Below are 19,107 nucleotides of genomic sequence, written 5' to 3'. Positions count from 1 at the left end.
AAAAAATATTGAAAAAATTACTGAAAATAATGCTGATTGCTCTATGTACCATTCTGACTGTCTTGGTTGTATTTGTAGCCAGTGTTTATGTTGTTAATCTAATTAGTAAGGAAAGAGAACAGGGGAAAATAGAAGCTTATGGGCAAAAGGTCTTGGTGGATGGGAAGCAGATGAATGTGCTCATTCAAGGCGATGGGAAAGAAACGATTGTCCTTCTCCCAGGCTATGGAACTGCTTCACCCGTGCTTGATTTTAAACCGTTAGTCAAGGAGTTATCGCCATATTATAGAGTTGTTGTAATTGAACCGTTTGGTTATGGTTTAAGTGACGACACAGATAAAGCAAGGACAAGTCAAAACATTGTGGATGAGATTCATGAATGTTTGCAAAAACTCAACATTAAAAAATATACGCTGATGGGTCATTCGATTGCTGGCATTTATGGATTAGAATATGTGAATCAATACGAAAAAGAAGTCCAAGCCTTTGTCGGCATTGATACGAGTGTTCCTAAACAGGAAACGGATGAATTGCCGGTTTCTAGCTTGCAGCTGCTCAATCAATCTGGCTTTTACAGATTGTTATTGAAAGTGAAAACAGATCAACTGGTGATGCCTAACGTGGATCAACAAACGAAAGATCAAATCAAAATGCTGACCTTCCGAAATTTCTTGAATGAAAGCCAAGCGAGTGAGGCGGAAAATTTCACAAATAACTTTAAAAATGCAGAGCGTTTACATTTTCCTAAGCGTCTCCCTGTTGTTTTCTACCTAGCGGATCAAACGGAGGAAGAAACACCAAGCTGGAAACCAATGCATGAAGAGCTGCTGAAACATGTAGACCACGGAAAAGTCGTTACTTTCAAAGGCGGCCATTATTTGCATCATACGAAATCAAAAGAAATCGCAGATGATGTGAGGGAGTTTCTATCGAACAACGAGCGCTCACGTTAGCGGTTTTCCTCCTCAGCTGGACAGATGAAACATCGCAATTTTGATCAAAACGAGTGAACTGATTTGTTTTATGATCAAGAAGAGGTGAGGGAAATGATGTATAGTCGGGTGACGCAAGAGGTGATTTCTTATTTGGAGTCGCATTTGATGGATGAGCTGTCGCTGAGACAGGTGCCTGAGAAAGTAGGATATTCACATTTTCATTTGCTGCGTGTGTTTAAACGAGAAACCGGGCTGTCGATGGGGGAATATGTGCGGAAACGAAGATTGGCTACGGCTGCACAGCTTCTTTTGTATACGGATCAGGGGATTTTAGACATCGCTTTTTCGTTACAATTCCAATCGCAGGAAGCCTTTACGCGTGCTTTTAAGCATCTGTATTCCTTACCTCCCGGAATGTACAGGTCGATGATGAGAGACATGCAAATGAAAAAGGAGGAAGATTCGATGACATTACATGAAGCAGTACCTGGCTGGGGTTTGAGTGGTTCACATCCGCATATGTATGAGATGGGTGTTGATACAGCAGAGTTCCATACGGGAAAGCAATCAGGTGTTTTATCATCTAAAGAAGGCGTACAAGAAGGACAGTTTGCGACGATGATGCAAGGGTTTCAAGCAAAAGAGTATGTAGGCAAGCGGTTGAAGCTTTCTGCTTTCTTGAAAACAGAGAATGTATCTTCAGCAGGAATTTGGATGCGGGTAGATGACGGAAAGGGTGATACGGTGCAGTTTGATAATATGCAGAATCGACCTGTGACAGATTCTACGGAATGGAATCAATATGCGATCGTATTAGATGTTCCTACGCGCAGTGAATCCATTCATTTTGGAGTGCTGCTCAGCGGTCATGGAACAGTCTGGGCTGACGGTTTTCGATTTGAGGAAGTGAATGAGAAAACACCTACGACAAATATGGCGGAGGCTTCGGCTCTGCCAGATGTGCCGATGAATTTGCATTTTGAGCTTGAGGAGACCGTGTGAGCGGTCTTTTTTTGTTGTATACAAATCTGCATGAACCGTTTATAATGAAAAATATAAATAAACATACCGTCGGTCGGTATGTAAAAGGGGGCGTTTGAACTGGCGCGAAATAAGTATCCAGAAAAGACGATGCAGCAAATTTTGGACGTGTCGACAAAGTTGTTTCAGGAAAAGGGATTTGAAAAGACAAGTTTGCAAGATATTATCCATGAATTGAATATGTCTAAAGGGGCTATATATCATCATTTTAAATCGAAGGATGATATATTACGCGGCGTGATGGATCGGCAGTTTCGTTATGCAACCGAGAAGCTTGAGGAGTTAATTGAGCATACGGAGGCAGCTCATGCGAAAGAGAAGCTGCAGCTTATCCTGGAGCAGCTTGTGGCAGACCCTCAGTCTCATTCGATTGATGGGATCTTGGTTGATCAGATGAAAAATCCGCAATTTGTGATTGAAGGCATGAAGACAGGTGTCAATCAGGATGCTGTGAGAATCAAACAGTTAATCATTGAAGGGATTGAGGATGGTTCGATGGAAACTGCGTTTCCTGGTGAAGTGGCAGAAGTATTTTTGCTTCTTGTGAATATATGGTTGAATCCCACCTTGTTTGTCCGCAATCATGAAGAAACGGTCCAGCGTTTGTGTTTTTTAAAGCAGATGATGAAGGGTCTTGGCGTGGATATTGTGAGTGATCTATTTATTCAAAAGGTGACAGCGCACTATGCTGAAATTGGCGGGTATGATCTGCCCGAAAGATAAAGAATGCCAACTGATAGGAGGATGACGTATGATTCATTTTATGAAGGTTGAGCTAAGAAAAGGCCACATGAAGCAGTATATTCAAGCTAGTTTCATCGCGAGTATTGTGCTGCTAGTATTCATCTATTTTATTGCGTTTGCTGCAAAAATTGAACGCGAACCGGGTTTTCAGCAATATACGAATATTTATTTGTTAACGAGTACAGTATGGATGATCTTTTTTTCTATCATCACAGCTATGCTGTATTGGCGTGTAGGCAAGACTGTTTATCAGGAACGCACATCCAATTCAGTGAGATTCCTTTCTCATATGATATGGATGGTGTGCCTTTCAACGTTTGCGATGATGTGTAGTATCATTCCTTCGTTTGTTGTGTTTAGTGTGACTGAATTGTTTTTCCCTATTGTTCACGATACGCTGACGGCAGGTTCTCTGTTTCAATTGATGAAAACATTCTTTATGTTGATTGTTTGTGTTCAAGCGATTGGCATGATGGCGATGAGAATAGGGTTGAGCAAGAAATCTGTTTTGATGACCGTCCTGACTGCCATTGTTTTATGTGCTGTTTTAGGAAATGTATCGCTCGCCATTTATGGCAATGATCAAATGAACCTCATCCTGTCAGGAGTGATGATTGCAGCAATCCTCATTGTGATCTTGGAATTGTGGAGCCGCATCGGCCGGCTGCAAACGAGGTAATTCATGATGGGAAAAGGGTGGAGACATGTGAAGCATACGGTTCAAATTGAAGAAGCAATAACGGAACTTTCGTTAAACTGGCTGGTGGGAGATGTTCGCCTTTATCACCATGATCATCCTTATTTATTGATGAAGCAGACCACCAATCATGTATTCCCCCATCGGTATTTACTGCATCATCAAGTGCAGGAAGGCAGGCTAGTCATTCAAGATAAAAGAAAACGAGCGATCAGCTTGGGGCTTCATCTTCATCAAACGAATTTGGAGATTTACCTCCCTCAGGCACAGTTACAGTCCTTGTCTATTCATTGTAAAGGAGCAAATCTATTCTTGGATGGACTGAAGGTGAAGGAGGCTGACTGCCAATTGATTTCTGGAAAGTCCATGTTCACGGGAGAAATCAAGCATCTGCGCTTGCAGACAGTGGGTGGACTTATCTCTAGTCAACAGCTCAACACGCAGACATTGAGCCTGCGTACTACTTCGTCAAAAGTGGAGATGGTAGGTGCTTTTTCAGATATTGATCTGAATTTAATAGGCAGAAGGGTACAGATACATTCAAAGGCCATGTTGCATTCGCTCAAATCGACGTCAACTGGATCATCTGTCAAAGTGGCAATTCCGGAAAATGATGGATTTATTTGTTATGTGAAGAAAAGATCAGGTACTTTTCACAATGACTTTCCTTGTGTTGATGATCAGGATAGAATGGTTTATAAAAATGGAGGGAAAAGCTTTGAGGTCGATATAAGGGGAGGTTCTTTTCTATTAAGTGATGGTCATTGAAGCGATGATGATCCTCTGATTCGATATATCAATATAAAATAATTTGAATATCTTTTTATGTCAGAATATTTTGTTAATAGTGTTTTCCTCAAAAAAACAATTGTTTTTTAAGGGTAGATTTATTATGATAATATACATCGAAAGATTGAAGATTTTGAATCAGAATGAAAATTCTGATTTTTTATTTTTTATGTTGTTTGTTGATGAGGGGGAATAGAAGTGGCTCAAAAGGAATTAAAGAGAGGGTTAAGTGCTCGTCATATTCAAATGATTGCGCTTGGCGGCACAATTGGTGTTGGCTTATTTATGGGGTCAGCTAAAGCCATTCAATGGACAGGTCCATCGGTTCTTCTCGCGTACGCAGTGTGTGGTATTTTTATCTTTTTTATTATGCGTGCGATGGGAGAAATGTTGTATCTTGAACCGAGTACGGGATCGTTTGCTACATTTGGGCATCAATATATTCATCCGCTTGCGGGGTATATGACAGCTTGGAGTAACTGGTTCCAGTGGGTCATTGTTGGAATGTCTGAGATTATCGCCGTAGGCGCTTATATGAAATATTGGTTCCCGGAGTTACCGGCGTGGATTCCCGGATTAATCGCCATGATCATTTTAGGTGCGGCCAACTTGATTTCGGTTAAGTCATTCGGTGAGTTTGAATTCTGGTTTGCGATGATCAAGATTGTGACGATTATTTTAATGATCATTGCAGGTTTAGGCATTATTTTCTTTGGGTTTGGCAATGGTGGAACAGCGATTGGTTTGTCTAACCTTTGGGCGCACGGCGGATTCTTTACAGGTGGATTTAGCGGTTTCTTGTTTGCATTATCCCTAGTGATTGCTGCCTATCAAGGGGTAGAGCTCATTGGGATTACTGCAGGTGAGGCGCAAAATCCGCAAAAGACGCTGACAAATGCCATCAAAAGCATCATCTGGCGTATTTTAATTTTCTATATCGGTGCGATCTTTGTCATCGTGACGGTGTATCCGTGGGATCAGCTGAATACGCTCGGCAGTCCATTTGTGGCGACGTTTGCGAAAATTGGAATTACGGCAGCAGCAGGTATTATTAACTTTGTTGTCATTACAGCAGCGATGTCCGGCTGTAATAGTGGAATCTTCAGTGCGGGACGTATGCTTTATACATTAGGTGTGAATGGACAGGCACCTGCTTTCTTCACAAAAATTTCGAAGAATGGTGTACCGTATTTTGGGACATTTGCTGTGCTGATTGGTTTAGCGGTTGGGGTGGTCTTAAATTACGTTTCGCCGCCAAACATTTTCGTTTATGTGTATAGTGCGAGTGTCCTTCCTGGTATGGTGCCTTGGTTTGTCATTTTGATTAGTCATATTGGCTTCAGAAAAGCGAAGGGGGCAGCGCTTGATCAGCATCCATTTAAGATGCCGCTAGCACCAGTTTCTAATTATCTTACGATTGGCTTCTTATTGATGGTTCTTGTGTTTATGCTCATTAATCAGGATACGCGTATTTCTCTTATTGTGGGGATTGTTTTCTTGATTGTTGTAGCGCTTAGCTTCTTCATATTTGGGATTGGAAAGAGAAAACCGATCCAAGCTGCTCCATCTAATCAAACGGTGGAATAATCAAAAGCCTTGCGGAGTGGACCCGCAAGGCTTTTGTCGTTTACAGAGAAGCTTTGACACGCTGAAAGACATCTGGAAAATTGGTGAAAAGACCGGTGACGCCGTATTGCAGAAGACGTGTCATGTCTGCTTCGCTGTTTACCGTATATGGGTGAAGGAGGAGTCCGTGGCTTCTGACCTGCTGTACATTTTCAAGTGTCAAAGCTCTAAAATTCGGTCCGACCCCCACTGCATATGATTTGATGAAGTCGAGCTGATCATCTGTAATAGACGTCATTTGCGCTCTATCTAATAGCTGTACTTTTGGAAGCCGAGGGGCGAGTTTCTGCAATTTTAATAGACTTTCTTGGCTGAAAGATTGGATGATGACCTGCCCTTTTCTCGTATGTTTTCCAAGAAGATGATGTTTCTTTAAGACGGCCAATAGTTTTTCTTCCATTTGCGGATAGATGTCTGGTTTTTTGGTTTCAATATAATAATTTTCTCGTTTACCGAAGTAGCGTAATACCTCATCTAATGTGAGGACTTGTTGTCCAATAAAGTGGGCATTTTGTTTGTCGGGGTTGGCTTCGTTAAACCATGCACCGGCATCGAGCTGTTTGATTTCGGCAAGTGTGAGGTCTTTGACCCAGCCTGTTCCGTTTGTCGTCCGGTCAACTGTTTCATCGTGCATGACGATAAGGTGTCCATCCTTTGTCATTTGAAGGTCAAGTTCGAGGTAATCTGCATTCATCTTTGTGGCGAGCTTGTAGGAAGCCAGGGTATGCTCTGGGGCATACCCTGATGCTCCGCGGTGTGCAACGGTTAAAATGCGATCTGGAGATAAAAGATGTTCATGTGCCGATATGGTGGTCGGCACCCAACCAAAAGACAGTAAAGCAAAAGAGAGTAACACGAAAGCAAGTAATCTACTTTTCTTCATATTTTATCCTCCTTTTACGGTAACTGCCTCTATCATAAGAAATAGATGTAAAGGGCATGTTGGGCGGAGATGAATCTTTTATGTGATTTTCATTAAGCTTGCTCTACGCGTTTTCCTGTATTCCATGTCATGGCGAGGAACACAATCGCAAGGATACAAGAACCAACTAGTAAAATGAAACCTCCTGTCCAGTCATAGTGATCGACGACGACACCCATCATGGCATTAGCAAAAGCAGAGCCACCAATATACCCAAAGAATCCTGTCAGCCCGGCAGCAGTGCCAGCGGCTTTTTTCGGAGCGAGATCAATGGCTTGCAGTCCAATGAGCATGACGGGTCCGTAAATTAAAAACCCGATGCTGATGAGGGCAATATTATCAACCATTGGATTGCCGGCAGGGTTTAACCAGTACACGAGAACCGCAATTAACACGCCAATCATAAAGAGGACGCCTGCTGGTGCGCGGCGGCTTCTAAAGAAGCGGTCACTAATCCACCCGCACAATAATGTACCAGGGATGCCTGCATATTCATAAAGGAAATAAGACCAGCGTGAATGCTCTGGTGAGAATCCTTTTGCTTCTGTTAAATAGGTAGGTGCCCAGTCTACGACCCCGTAACGGACAAAGTACACAAAGACGTTGGCAATGGCAATATACCAAAGGAATTTATTGTTGAGTACATATTTAAATAAAATCTCTTTTACGGTTAATTCTTTTTCTTGATCTTCATATTGTTGTGCCGGATAGTCATTTCGGTATTCTTCAATTGGCGGAAGACCAGCGGATTGCGGGGTGTCCCGTACGAGAAGAATGATGACGAAGGAGACGATAATGGCGATGATGGCAGGGAAGAAAAAGATACTTTTCCACGTCGCAAACAAAACAATTCCTAATGTAATAAGCGGTGCAAGAATTCCTCCACCGATATTGTGAGCGACGTTCCAAATCGACATTTTTGTTCCACGTTCACTCACCGAAAACCAATGTGCCATCGTTCGTCCGCATGGCGGCCACCCCATTCCTTGAAACCAGCCGTTTAAGAACATGAATAAAAACATGATCCATACACTGGATGTCACCCATGGAAATGAGACAAATAGAATATTGATAAGAGCTGATAGAAAGAGTCCAGCGGCTAAAAAGTATCTTGGGTTACACCGGTCTGAGATCATCCCCATAATGAATTTACTAAAGCCATAAGCGATTGAAACAGCCGCCAGTACAAAGCCTAATTCACTTTTTGTGAACCCCTCTTCCTGTAAATAAGGGATGGCAAATGCGAAATTTTTGCGCAGCAAATAGTAGCCCGCATATCCGATGAAGATCCCCAAAAAGACTTGCAGACGCAGCCGTTTATAGGTTTCGTCTGTTTTGGCATCATCGAGCCTGTCGATATGCGGAGCGGGTTTAAACCATTTGAACATAAACATCCTCCTCTTGTAGATATGACTGAAACAAAAGTACGAGGTCTGTCTTTGATCTTGTACTTTTTCAGAGACAAAAGAATTGATAACGCTTTCTTTTGTACTCTCATCATATCGGATGGAGAAGATGTTTATGATGAGGCTTTTGTCATTATTTTGGAAAAACAGTTCATGAAGTGATGAAAAAAATCCGCACAATGGCGGATTTTTAATAGTGGTTAAATTGATACATCAATTTTTGCAGATTTCTTTAGTTGATCAATTTCTTTTTGTACTTCTTTTTGCTTTTCTTGAGATTCTAACTGCTTCTTGATTTGTGATTTGACGTCTTTGAAATCAGGTGCTTTTTGTTTTTGTTTTTTCATTTGTTCGGCGTATTGGTCATAGTACGCTTTGACGTCTTTTTCAGACACAGAGGCTGATTTAATTTCTTTGTCGACATATTGGCTGTATTTGATGCTGTCGGCAATATCACTTTTCAGCTGATCCATTGTCAGTCCGCTCTTTTTGAGTGCTTCTTCAAATTGAGCATTGTCTTTAAATTGTTTCTTTTCTTCTTTTAGCTGTTTATCGACTTGTTTGTCAGAGGCTTTATAGCCCTTCTTCTCAGCATCTTGCAGGATGAGCTCTTGACCTACTAGCGCATCAATGGTTTGCTTTTTGACAGCTTTTGCGCCTTCTTTAGATGTTGGGTCTTGTCCTGACTGCTGAAGCTGACCTTGAATGGTCGATAAGGCGCTATTGTATTCACTTCCTGTGATTTTATCTTTGTTGACGGTCGCAACGACCTTTTGATCATCAATTTTTTGTGCGTCTAATTTCTTTTGCATCTCTTCCATTTGCTTTTGCTGCTCTTTTTGGTCAGCTTGTGTTGTTTCCTTGCTGTTGGCTGAATCGTTTTGCTTATCCTGTTTCGCATCGTTTGATGAGCAGGCTGCAAGCCCCACTGATAACAGGCAAGCAATGAGTGTATATGATACTTTTTTCAATTATTTTCTCTCCCTTCGGTATGAGAACATCTAGTGCGCATTCTAACCGTTTTAGAGAGAAAATAAAACCGTACAGACGAATTGTTAGCGGATTGACATGTTTTTTATCTGTTTGTCCTCATTTTGTCTTCTCATAGTCATCATATGACAGCTTAAATTTGAAATAATTGTTCCATCGCTTCGTCGAGATTGGTGATCGGCTGGCGGCAGCTGTAGTTTTCACAAATATAGACTGTCGTGCTGTCGTTGATCGTTTTGTAATCTTTTGCAAAAGGTGCGAGCCTTGCTAATTCTTGCCCTGTTTCGGCAGTTAAAATGAGATCAAATGGCATGAATCGTTTTTGCAATGCTTGTAGAAGCTGTTCTTTTTGCGGATCGCCCTTTTTCCCGAGAATAATGATTTCTCGTTTTACGGCATATTGGCTTAATAGTCCTTGTAAAAAGGCGGTATGTCCGCTTGGATAGGAAGAGACATCGACGTAAAAGGCGCTGAACATCTTCTCTAGTGTTTCGATCCAGTCTTGACGTCCGATCATTCTGCTTAGTTTCAGAAGGTGTTGGAGTGCAGTACTGTTACCAGACGGCATGGCCCCGTCGTATACTTCTTTTTCACGAACGATAAGCGCTTCTGCATCTGAGCCTGAGAAGAAAAAGCCCCCGATTTGCTTATCCCAAAACAGTTCAAACATATTTTCAGCAACGGCTCTTGCTTTTGTCAGCCAATCTAGGTCAAAGGTCGCTTCGTATAAAGACATATAAGCTGTTAGCATGTGCGCATAATCCTCGATAAAGCCTAGATGCTTTACGTCCCCTTCCCTGTAGCGGACCATGAGCCGTTCCTGCTGGACGAGGTGTGTTTCTAGAAAAGATATTGCCTGTTTTGCCATGCGTATGGCTTCTTCTTCATGAAAGACACTCCCTGCTTTGGCAAGTGCGGAGATCATCAGCGCATTCCACGAGGTGAGTACCTTGTCATCGATTAGCGGTGCAGGTCGCTGCTGTCTTACAGTGAGTAAGATGTTTCGAGCGGATTGCAGTTTAGAATAAAGGGTTTGGTCGTCGATTGAATATGCTACCTTGATGTCATCAAATGAGGTGGAAATGGTATGAGGGATGTTCTGTCCTTCAAAATTTCCTTCCTCTGTGATGTGGTAGACCGCACAAAATAAAGTGCCGAGGTCATCACCTAAATGAGTCATGATCTCCTCTTTTGTCCAAACGTAATATTGCCCTTCCTTTCCTTCCGAATCGGCATCGATTGCTGAATAAAAAGAGCCATCACGATTCATCATGTCTCGTTTGATAAATTGAATGAGGTCTTGGACAAGCTTTTCGTACTCAGGGTGTTGAGTGATTTGATAGGCTTCGGTGTAGGCATCTATCAGCAAGGCGTTATCATACAGCATCTTTTCAAAATGCGGCACAAGCCATTTTTCATCTGTTGAATATCGAGTAAATCCAGAACCAATATGATCATAAATACCGCCGTTTGCCATGCCGTTTAACGTTTTTGTGACAGCATATAACGCATTTTCTTGCCCTGTCCATTCAAAATAACGCATGAGAAACGTGAGCATATGAGGCGCGGGAAATTTAGGCGCAGAACCGAAGCCGCCATACAGCGTATCAAAGCTGCTCATGAGCTGATAATAGGCTTTGTGAATCGACTCCTGAGTGAGCGTATTTTCTGTCTGCCCTGCTGCCTTGATTCGCAGATTATTTGTTGCCTTTTCTGCCAATGATTCAATATGATCTCGGTCGTTGTGATACGCATCCAGCAATTGCGTCAGTGCTTCAATGAAGCCAGGACGGCCGTAAGCACTTCTTTTTGGAAAATAAGTCCCCGCATAAAAAGGCTTTTGATCAGGCGTGACAAACACGTTGAGCGGCCAGCCTCCTTGCCCAGTCATCATCTGACAAACGGACATATACATCGAGTCAATGTCTGGACGCTCCTCACGATCGACTTTGATTGAAATGAAATGCTCGTTTAGGATGTCAGCGACTTGTTGATCTTCGAAACATTCGTGTGCCATGACGTGGCACCAGTGACAAGTGGCATAGCCGATGCTGACAAGCACCGGTTTATTTTCACGTTTCGCTTTGTCGAGTGCTTCTTGCCCCCACGGGTACCAGTGAACTGGGTTGTGGGCGTGTTGAAGGAGGTAGGGTGATTTTTCCGTGATGAGTGGGTTGGGTGTTTGGTTGTTTGGCATGGGTCACCTGCTCTTTCAATTTTTTAAGTATTTTCTTTTCTCCATTTAATATATCAGATTGCTGAGGCTCGTCATATTTTGTCTGTGAGGTATTCCCATCATGAAAAAAACAAGGGCAATAAACCCTTGTTTTGTCATTATTTCACCTTCACCACTTCAATCGTAATGTTTTAACAAGATGGCTGAATTATGTCCTCCAAAACCAAAAGAATTGGATAGCCCATATTTCAATGGAAGCTGTCTCGCTTCTAATACAACATCTAAATTGCAATCTGGATCTTGTTTCTCTACATTAATAGTTGGCGGAATCATTCCTCGTCTCAAACTTTCCACTAAAGCAATCGCTTCTACTCCGCCAGCAGCACCAAACATGTGCCCCGTCATTGACTTGTTCGCCGTTGTTGGAATTTCGCCTGAAAGATCACCAAATAATTTCTTAATGGCTAGAACTTCTGAACGATCCCCTACTTGTGTACTTGTTGCATGAGCACTAATAACATCGATTTCACTTATTGATATATCTGCACTTCTCAATGCTTTCTTCATGGCTAAGTAGGCACCCCTACCTTCTGGGTGTGAAGCGACCATATGATGTGCATCTGAACTAGCCCCGTATCCCACTACTTCACATAATATCGGTGCATCTCTATGAATTGCGTTGTCTAATGATTCTAATACTAAGATACCGGCGCCTTCACTCATCACAAAGCCATCTCTATCTGTATCGAATGGACGGCTAGCTCGACTTGGGTCTTGGTTTCTAGTAGATAGTGCGTGTGCGTTTCCAAAACTAGCCAAAGATATCTGGTTGACGGCAGCTTCTGCTCCACCGGCAAATATAATATCTGCTTCATCATTTCGGATCGCATTGAAAGCTTCACCAATAGAGGTGTTCCCAATAGAGCAAGCTGTGACCGGTGACAATGATGGCCCTTGTGCGCCTAATTTGATGCTGATTTGGGCCGCAGCTGCATTTGAAATCATCATGGGGACAAGGCTAGGGCTTACTCTCGATGGACCTCGTTTATCTAATACATTCACCTGATCAACAAGCGATTGTATGCCCCCGATTCCTGAACCAACATATACGCCTAAACGTTCAAGATCTACTTGATCTAACTGTAATTGTGAATGTTCTAATGCTTGTTCGGCCGCTGCTAAGGCAAACTGACTAAAACGATCTAATCGTTTTGCTTCTTTTCTCCCTAATATTTCATCTGCATTGAAATCACGAACGATTCCAGCTATTTTTGTTTTATAATCAGTCGTATCAAAAGAATCAATGAGAGATATTCCTGATTGTCCTTTAACGAGTTGATTCCAAAAGCTATCTATATCATTTCCTAGCGGGGAAATAACTCCCATTCCAGTAATAACAACTCTTTTCATGATCATTCCCTCCTTGTTTTTATTAACTTTAGCCATTGTGTTATCCTATTACAAGTTGTTGTTTATCCTAGTATAATGAATAATATTTTAAAAGGAGACTTTAATGAAACCTGAAACAAGACTTCAAGCATTATCAGAATTTCTAAAAAACCAACGTTCGAAAATTACGCCTCAAATGGTTGGTTTACCTGTAGGAACCCGCAGAAGAACACCAGGGCTCAGAAGAGAAGAAGTAGCTCAACTAGCCGGTGTGAGTCTTACTTGGTATACATGGTTAGAGCAAGGCAGAGATATAAAAGTATCTACTTCGGTATTAGATGCGATTTCTAGTGCATTACAATTAAATAACGATGAAAGGAGATATTTGTACGCTTTAGCGTTAGAGGAAGGTGTGAAACAATCCTATATCATTGAGAATGAGAAGGAAATCAGTCCGGCTTTAGTGAAAATTCTGCAGGAACTTCGTTATTGTCCAACGATTATATCTGATAGAAGAAGTCAGATTGTTGGGTGGAATCAAGCAGCAGCTAATGTATTTTTGGACTTTGAACAAATCATCCCGGCAGAAAGAAATATCATCCGCTTACTATTCGCAAGAAAGGAATTTAAAAGTTTAGCCGTGAATTGGGAGCATTTTGTAAGAGGCTATATCGCCATATTTAGAACGTATTATGGACAGTATGTGGCGGACGACTGGTATGAACAATTTATAGAAGAGATGGAGCAGGCATATCCTGAGTTTCGTAAAATATGGAATGAAAATGAGATCAGCTATGCACCTGAAGTATTAATTGAATTTCGTCATGCTAAGGCAGGTAAAATGTTGTTTAATCTCACTTCATTACAAGTGTATGGGGATACTGATTTAAGATGCAGCGTCTATACTCCAGTTGAGGATACTGAAACTGAGCTTAAGTTAAAACGTTTAATTGAAGGCTAGCTATTGTTTGGAGAGAAGAATAGATTTGAGGTATCCTTCCATGTTCAGAAAGTAAATAAATTAGGTATTTATGATAGAAATTATTTTTTTACTTCTTAAAACTTAATCATGACATTTAGCTTCTTTGGGTAGCGCTGATTGAGACATGCCGTCTATTCGCTTATCTAGTTCAAATAATATGAAAAAGTTTATGATGATCTGAAGAGAGGTAATTGAGGAAATTTTGGTTCCTTCAACTACCTCCGTGTTACATTTCTATTCGCTTTTCTATGAATAACTTCAAAGGATCTTTGCGTACCAAGGTTACGCTTCTACAATCTCTAGTAACACAGCATTTTGATGTAACTTGTCAATTCTCCTCTACCTCTTCACCAGTACATATTGTAAGTTTTCTAATTCAAACATATCAATCAGTTCATCGATCCCTTTAAAATCGATATGTTTTCCAAACCGTTTTTTGCTTAGGTCAATTTCTACATCTAATTGATCGTCCTGTTCTTTCATTTCGAGTCCATCTAGACAAGAATAGATTTCGATGGTTTCTCCTTTTGACAGTTCTTTTTCAATGAATTTAAAAAGTGCACGAAGAGAATGAATGATGCCTAATTCATAAACAAAAGGATGCGTGAATTTGTCTCTTACCTCTTCATAGACGGGATCTAGATAATCAATATGAATGCCTTCGAAATCCTCTTCTGTTTCAAATACTTCTATCAAAAGATCTTCCTTTTGATAGGTTTTGTGCTTTTTTTGTTTTTTATCAAACATGCTGATATTGAGTTCAGAGAATGGTTTATAGGTAGGATTTTGACCAATGGTACCAAGCGGCAGTTCTTTGTTTGATCCAATATAATGCTGTAAAGTCATGGGTTGCCCTCTTTCCTTGAAATATTCCTTATAGCGTTGATTATTTCCTTTTTACCAATTTAGAGGTGAATATGCAATGGCTTGACATATCGGTATTTCTAGATATACAATGTCTGCCATGGAACCTATTGATGTGTTTAAGGCATTATCGAATGAAACAAGGTTGAATATTTTAAAGTGGCTCAAGGAACCTGAGAAGCATTTTCCTAAGCAAGGCGCTCATTTACCGAAGGAGGTTAGTTATAAGGGGGGCGTTTGTGTTGGGGATATTCAAGAAAAGGCGCAAATTTCTCAATCAACGGTCTCTAGCTACTTACATTTGATGCAAAAGGCTGGTCTGCTTGAATCGGTACGGCATGGACAATGGACATACTATAGACGAAATGAAGAATTTATCCAACAGATCGGACAATATATGAAAACAGAGATCTAAAGGATGTGTGATTTCTGTTTTTTTCTATTCTATATATCTGTTTATCTAGATATATAAATATTTGAATCAAAGGAGATTTGATGATGCGTTTAATTTTTTATGTGCTTGCACTATTAGCCGGTGCGGCACTTAGTTTTGAAGGAGCCATCTATGCGGAGCTTGGGAAGTCAATTGGACAGTTAGAAACGAGTTTTTATAACTTTTTTGTCGGTTCAATTATTATGGGTTTATTGTGGCTCTTTGTTGGCAAAGGTGACCTTTCCTATACGTTGAAGGCACCGAAATGGTCACTGCTTGGCGGAGCGATGGGGGTTGTGTATTTAACGTCTATTGTGGTGAGTGTTCCATTCGTTGGTGTGGGGGTAACGATGGTTGCTGTCATTATTGGTCAGCTGCTGATGAGTATGGTGATTGAGCATTTTGGCTGGCTTGGGAGTCAGAGAACGAGAGTAAACAAAGAGAAGGTATTTGCGGTCATTTCGATGATCATTGCCCTTATTCTTATTCATTAGGAGGAAAGTCGATATGGCATTATTGTTAATTTTATTTACTTTCATCGGAGGCATTACGTTAAGTGCGCAATCTTCCATAAACGGTACGTTTAGCAGGAGAGCGGGTACGATTGAAACGACCTTTTTGACCTTTTTAACGGGTACGATGTTTTTGACCATTCTGATTTTATTCTTTGGGAGCGGCCATCTGTTGAATCTCTTGCATGCACCAAAGTGGCAGTTGAGTGCGGCTTTTCTTGGAACGGCTTATTTAATCCTGACAGTGATCGCTGTTCCGAAAATCGGTGTCATTGCTGCGAATATTGCGGGGATTGCTGGTCAGCTTGTCATTGGAATGGTCATTGATCATTTTGGCTGGTTCCATAGCTTGGTGATTTCACTTGATCTCAAACGCATATTGGCATTGGTTTTTATGCTGATCGCTCTTTATTTTATTTACAAAGGAAATAAGCGCTCTCGAGAGGAAGCGAGGGCTTAAAGAGAACGGGCTGCTGCGACATTTGCTCTCAGCAGCTCTTTTGTAATGATTCATCATGTTTGACTAAATACCTGTCAGGGTATACTATCTGATCATAGGGAAAAGAGAAAGGGGTGTTAAACGTGGAGTATAATCAGCAGATGAAGAATCGTCTTCGCCGGATTGAAGGGCAGATTAAAGGGGTTCTTGCGATGATGGAGCAGGGAAAGGATTGCCGCGAGGTGGTGACGCAGCTGTCTGCATCACGCAATGCCATTGATCGGGCAATGGGTGTGATTGTGAGTACAAACCTTGAACAGTGTGTCCGTGAAAGTCTTGAGCAGGGCAAGGATACAGAGGGGCTTGTCAAAGAAGCGGTTGAACTCTTGGTGAAAAGCCGGTAAGAAATTCCTCAGCCTTTGGAGGTTGACGAATTTTTTTACTTGTTATAATATACCCTTACCGGTATGTGTATATATTTTTTGTTATCAATATACCCCAATGGGTAATTGATATAAGGAGGATCATGATGGAGGAACAGAAAAAACGAACAACAATTGTTTTATTTAGTGGAGATTATGATAAAGCGATGGCCGCTTACATTATTGCAAATGGCGCAGCAGCTTATGATCACGAGGTGACGATTTTTCATACTTTTTGGGGGCTGAATGCCTTGCGTCAGGAAGAGATGGTGCCACTGAAGAAGGGATTTTTAGAAAAAATGTTTGGCAAAATGATGCCGCGCGGCGCTGATCGAATGGGGCTGTCAAAGATGAATTTTGCAGGAATGGGACCGAAGATGATCAAGCATGTGATCAATAAACACAATGCCATGACCCTGCCGCAGCTCATTGATATGGCGAAGGAACAAGAGATCAACCTCGTGGCATGTACGATGACGATGGATCTTTTAGGGCTGCAGGAGAATGAATTACTAGAAGACATTCAATATGCCGGTGTGGCAGCGTATTTAGCAGAGGCAGAAATCGGGAATGTGAACTTATTTATCTAGGGGGGTGTCCATACATGATTCAAATGCTTTTGCTCATCATGGTGATCGCTTTGCTTGTGAGCCGTTTTCTTCCCGTACGGGGTGTGAAACAAATGGACGCAGCTCATCTGAAATCTAAATTGCATAGTCGGCATCAACAGCTGATAGACGTGCGATCACCTTTAGAGTTTCAAACAAATCATATAAAAGGATTTCAAAATATCCCCTTATTCCAGTTAAAGGAACGAGCGCATGAGCTTGAGAAAGACAAAGAAGTGTATGTGATCTGCCAAAGCGGGATGAGAAGTATGCAGGCGGCTAAATTGTTAAAAAAACAGGGATTTACCCACATTACGAATATCAAGGGTGGCATGAATGCTTGGCGATTATAGGTATAAATAAGCTTTGAAATATACCCCCATCCCTATAAAAGGAGGAAAAACAATGCAGCAACCAACAGTAATTCTAGATGCAAAAGGATTGGCATGCCCAATGCCCATTGTCAAAACGAAAAAACAAATGAATGAGCTCTTGCCAGGAGATGTGCTTGAAGTGCAAGCAACTGACAAAGGGTCTACAGCGGATTTAGCAGCTTGGTCAAAAAGCGCCGGTCATGAATTTTTAGGAACAAAAGTAGAAGGACAGGTGCTTCATCATTTGATTCGTAAAGGCGGAGCGAAACAGGAGGAGCAGTCAATGATTTCGGAAATGTCGTTGAACATGTTTCAACAGAAGGTAAAAGAAGATCAGTCATTGTTTATTTTAGATGTACGAGAGCCAGATGAATATGAAGCGGGCCATATTCCAGGAGCTGTTCACATTCCTCTTGGCGAGGTGGAACAACGTGCTGAAGAATTGAACCGAGAGACGCTCATTTACCTCATCTGTCATTCAGGCAGAAGAAGTGAATTAGCCGCTCAAAAGTTAAAAGAAAAAGGATTTCATCAATTGATCAATGTAGTGCCAGGCATGAACAGCTGGACAGGAGAGATTGAAAAATAGGAGCTGAATGAACCAATGACTGTAAAAGCAATGACAGCAGAACAGTTAACAAAAAAGATCATCAACAAAGAGCCGATCTTTTTGTTGGATGTACGAAACGAATCAGATGTGCAGGACTGGAAAATTGAAGGGAAAGCCGTTGAATATTTAAATGTGCCTTACTTTGAGCTTCTTGATGGCGTAGAGGATATGGTGGAGAACATACCGGATGACCTAGATGTACTGGTCGTTTGTGCGAAAGAGGGCTCTTCTATTATGGTGGCAGAGATGCTGTCAGAGGCAGGCAGAACGGTCCATTATTTGCAAGGCGGCATGAAGGCATGGAGTGAGCATTTAGAGCCAGTGAAGATCGGTGATTTAACTGGCGGAGGAGAGTTGTACCAATTTGTGCGAATGGGCAAGGGATGCTTGTCGTATATGATCATGTCGAATGGAGAAGCTGCGATTATTGATGCAGCTAGAATGACGGAGGTCTATACGCAATTTGCTAAAAAGCATCATGTCACAGTGACGCATGTGTTTGATACGCACCTTCATGCGGACCATATATCTGGCGGGAAAAAGCTGGCTGAACAGACTGGGGCCACCTACTGGCTACCGCCAAAAGACGCCGAAGAGGTGACATTTGCGTACAATCACCTTGAAGAAGGTCAGCGTGTGACGATTGGAGCGACGGAGATTGATATTCATGCCCTTTATTCACCGGGCCATACGATTGGTTCAACCTCTTTTATCGTAGACGGCCGTTACCTCCTTTCAGGTGATATTTTGTTCATTGATTCGATTGGAAGACCTGATCTAGCCGGTATGGCGGAGGACTGGGTAGGTGATTTGAGAGAAACCCTTTATACACGATATACGGCGCTTTCGGCAGAATTGATTGTGCTGCCTGCACATTATATGATCGTGGATGAGCTTAATGAAAACGGAAGCGTTTGGAAGGAGCTAGGCGCTTTGTTTGAAGAAAATCACGGGCTGAACATTGAAGATGAAGACGTATTTAGACAAATGGTCACGCAGGATCTCCCTGCACAGCCAAACGCTTATCAAGACATTCGGTCTACCAATATGGGGAAGCTGCATCCAGACGAGGAAGCGCAGCGAGACATGGAAATTGGTCCAAACCGTTGTGCGATTCGATAATGTTCAATAAAATAAAGAAGCGAGGG

General features: G+C 41.7%; 21 protein-coding genes. 15 read left to right on the top strand and 6 right to left on the bottom strand.

The window, feature by feature from the left end; all coding sequences use genetic code 11:
* The first annotated feature begins 8 nt into the window (after positions 1 to 8).
* The 6 genes from ACRRMM_RS16090 (at position 9) to ACRRMM_RS16065 (ending at position 5,793) form a co-directional block, all read left to right on the top strand.
* Entirely contained in the window at positions 9 to 953 is a 945-nt protein-coding gene (locus ACRRMM_RS16090; RefSeq protein ID WP_052321025.1) for an alpha/beta fold hydrolase, read from the top strand.
* Between the two features lie 93 nt (positions 954 to 1,046).
* Positions 1,047 to 1,937 (top strand): helix-turn-helix domain-containing protein, encoded by an 891-nt coding sequence (locus tag ACRRMM_RS16085; protein ID WP_035390632.1) that lies wholly within the window; start codon positions 1,047 to 1,049, stop codon positions 1,935 to 1,937.
* 129 nt (positions 1,938 to 2,066) lie between these two features.
* A complete protein-coding gene (locus ACRRMM_RS16080) occupies positions 2,067 to 2,699 on the top strand; it encodes a TetR/AcrR family transcriptional regulator (RefSeq protein WP_035390631.1) in 633 nt (210 codons plus the stop codon).
* A gap of 28 nt (positions 2,700 to 2,727) precedes the next feature.
* Complete coding sequence (locus tag ACRRMM_RS16075) at positions 2,728 to 3,399, top strand: hypothetical protein (RefSeq protein WP_035390630.1); 672 nt, start codon at positions 2,728 to 2,730, stop codon at positions 3,397 to 3,399.
* A 6-nt stretch (positions 3,400 to 3,405) separates the two neighbouring features.
* Positions 3,406 to 4,185 (top strand): DUF4097 family beta strand repeat-containing protein, encoded by a 780-nt coding sequence (locus tag ACRRMM_RS16070; protein WP_231493302.1) that lies wholly within the window; start codon positions 3,406 to 3,408, stop codon positions 4,183 to 4,185.
* 219 nt (positions 4,186 to 4,404) lie between these two features.
* Positions 4,405 to 5,793 carry an amino acid permease gene (locus ACRRMM_RS16065; protein ID WP_035390629.1) on the top strand — a complete coding sequence of 463 codons (1,389 nt, stop codon included), beginning with the start codon at positions 4,405 to 4,407 and terminating at the stop codon, positions 5,791 to 5,793.
* A 40-nt stretch (positions 5,794 to 5,833) separates the two neighbouring features.
* Here the strand turns inward: ACRRMM_RS16065 and ACRRMM_RS16060 are convergent, their stop codons facing one another.
* The 5 genes from ACRRMM_RS16060 to fabF all read right to left on the bottom strand — a co-directional run bounded on the left by ACRRMM_RS16060 (position 5,834) and on the right by fabF (position 12,736).
* Positions 5,834 to 6,715 carry a glycerophosphodiester phosphodiesterase gene (locus ACRRMM_RS16060; protein WP_017358710.1) on the bottom strand — a complete coding sequence of 294 codons (882 nt, stop codon included), beginning with the start codon at positions 6,713 to 6,715 and terminating at the stop codon, positions 5,834 to 5,836.
* A 92-nt stretch (positions 6,716 to 6,807) separates the two neighbouring features.
* Positions 6,808 to 8,142, bottom strand: coding sequence for a glycerol-3-phosphate transporter (gene glpT / locus ACRRMM_RS16055; protein ID WP_008343899.1), 1,335 nt, complete (start codon positions 8,140 to 8,142; stop codon positions 6,808 to 6,810).
* A 218-nt stretch (positions 8,143 to 8,360) separates the two neighbouring features.
* The gene (locus ACRRMM_RS16050; protein WP_017358711.1) at positions 8,361 to 9,131 is read right to left on the bottom strand and encodes a SurA N-terminal domain-containing protein; all 771 of its coding nucleotides are present in this window, start codon (positions 9,129 to 9,131) and stop codon (positions 8,361 to 8,363) included.
* 152 nt (positions 9,132 to 9,283) lie between these two features.
* Positions 9,284 to 11,347 carry a thioredoxin domain-containing protein gene (locus ACRRMM_RS16045; protein ID WP_428828745.1) on the bottom strand — a complete coding sequence of 688 codons (2,064 nt, stop codon included), beginning with the start codon at positions 11,345 to 11,347 and terminating at the stop codon, positions 9,284 to 9,286.
* Positions 11,348 to 11,503: 156 nt separating this feature from the next.
* Positions 11,504 to 12,736 carry a beta-ketoacyl-ACP synthase II gene (gene fabF, locus ACRRMM_RS16040; protein ID WP_428828746.1) on the bottom strand — a complete coding sequence of 411 codons (1,233 nt, stop codon included), beginning with the start codon at positions 12,734 to 12,736 and terminating at the stop codon, positions 11,504 to 11,506.
* 103 nt (positions 12,737 to 12,839) lie between these two features.
* On the opposite strand from fabF, the gene ACRRMM_RS16035 reads away from it, so the two are divergent.
* Entirely contained in the window at positions 12,840 to 13,676 is an 837-nt protein-coding gene (locus tag ACRRMM_RS16035) for a helix-turn-helix transcriptional regulator (protein WP_025206654.1), read from the top strand.
* Between the two features lie 360 nt (positions 13,677 to 14,036).
* On the opposite strand, the gene ACRRMM_RS16030 is transcribed toward ACRRMM_RS16035, so the two are convergent.
* Complete coding sequence (locus ACRRMM_RS16030; RefSeq protein ID WP_052320712.1) at positions 14,037 to 14,543, bottom strand: hypothetical protein; 507 nt, start codon at positions 14,541 to 14,543, stop codon at positions 14,037 to 14,039.
* A 118-nt stretch (positions 14,544 to 14,661) separates the two neighbouring features.
* On the opposite strand from ACRRMM_RS16030, the gene ACRRMM_RS16025 reads away from it, so the two are divergent.
* The 8 genes from ACRRMM_RS16025 to ACRRMM_RS15990 all read left to right on the top strand — a co-directional run bounded on the left by ACRRMM_RS16025 (position 14,662) and on the right by ACRRMM_RS15990 (position 19,081).
* Positions 14,662 to 14,976, top strand: a complete 315-nt coding sequence (locus ACRRMM_RS16025; RefSeq protein WP_008343888.1) for an ArsR/SmtB family transcription factor — start codon at positions 14,662 to 14,664, stop codon at positions 14,974 to 14,976.
* Positions 14,977 to 15,059: 83 nt separating this feature from the next.
* On the top strand, positions 15,060 to 15,488 hold the full coding sequence (locus ACRRMM_RS16020; RefSeq protein ID WP_041091707.1) for a DMT family transporter: 429 nt from the start codon (positions 15,060 to 15,062) through the stop codon (positions 15,486 to 15,488).
* 13 nt (positions 15,489 to 15,501) lie between these two features.
* The gene (locus ACRRMM_RS16015; RefSeq protein ID WP_052320711.1) at positions 15,502 to 15,966 is read left to right on the top strand and encodes a DMT family transporter; all 465 of its coding nucleotides are present in this window, start codon (positions 15,502 to 15,504) and stop codon (positions 15,964 to 15,966) included.
* Between the two features lie 122 nt (positions 15,967 to 16,088).
* A complete protein-coding gene (locus ACRRMM_RS16010; RefSeq protein ID WP_003217059.1) occupies positions 16,089 to 16,349 on the top strand; it encodes a metal-sensitive transcriptional regulator in 261 nt (86 codons plus the stop codon).
* A 125-nt stretch (positions 16,350 to 16,474) separates the two neighbouring features.
* Positions 16,475 to 16,957, top strand: a complete 483-nt coding sequence (locus tag ACRRMM_RS16005; protein ID WP_035390623.1) for a DsrE/DsrF/DrsH-like family protein — start codon at positions 16,475 to 16,477, stop codon at positions 16,955 to 16,957.
* Between the two features lie 14 nt (positions 16,958 to 16,971).
* Positions 16,972 to 17,328, top strand: a complete 357-nt coding sequence (locus tag ACRRMM_RS16000; RefSeq protein WP_428828747.1) for a rhodanese-like domain-containing protein — start codon at positions 16,972 to 16,974, stop codon at positions 17,326 to 17,328.
* 52 nt (positions 17,329 to 17,380) lie between these two features.
* Positions 17,381 to 17,938, top strand: coding sequence for a sulfurtransferase TusA family protein (locus ACRRMM_RS15995; RefSeq protein ID WP_428828748.1), 558 nt, complete (start codon positions 17,381 to 17,383; stop codon positions 17,936 to 17,938).
* Positions 17,939 to 17,953: 15 nt separating this feature from the next.
* On the top strand, positions 17,954 to 19,081 hold the full coding sequence (locus ACRRMM_RS15990) for an MBL fold metallo-hydrolase (protein WP_213406347.1): 1,128 nt from the start codon (positions 17,954 to 17,956) through the stop codon (positions 19,079 to 19,081).
* Positions 19,082 to 19,107 lie beyond the last annotated feature (26 nt).

Source organism: Bacillus sp. XT-4 (genome assembly GCF_050864245.1).
Classification (GTDB): domain Bacteria; phylum Bacillota; class Bacilli; order Bacillales; family Bacillaceae; genus Bacillus; species Bacillus altitudinis.
This window is presented reverse-complemented; position numbering and strand designations above follow the sequence as displayed.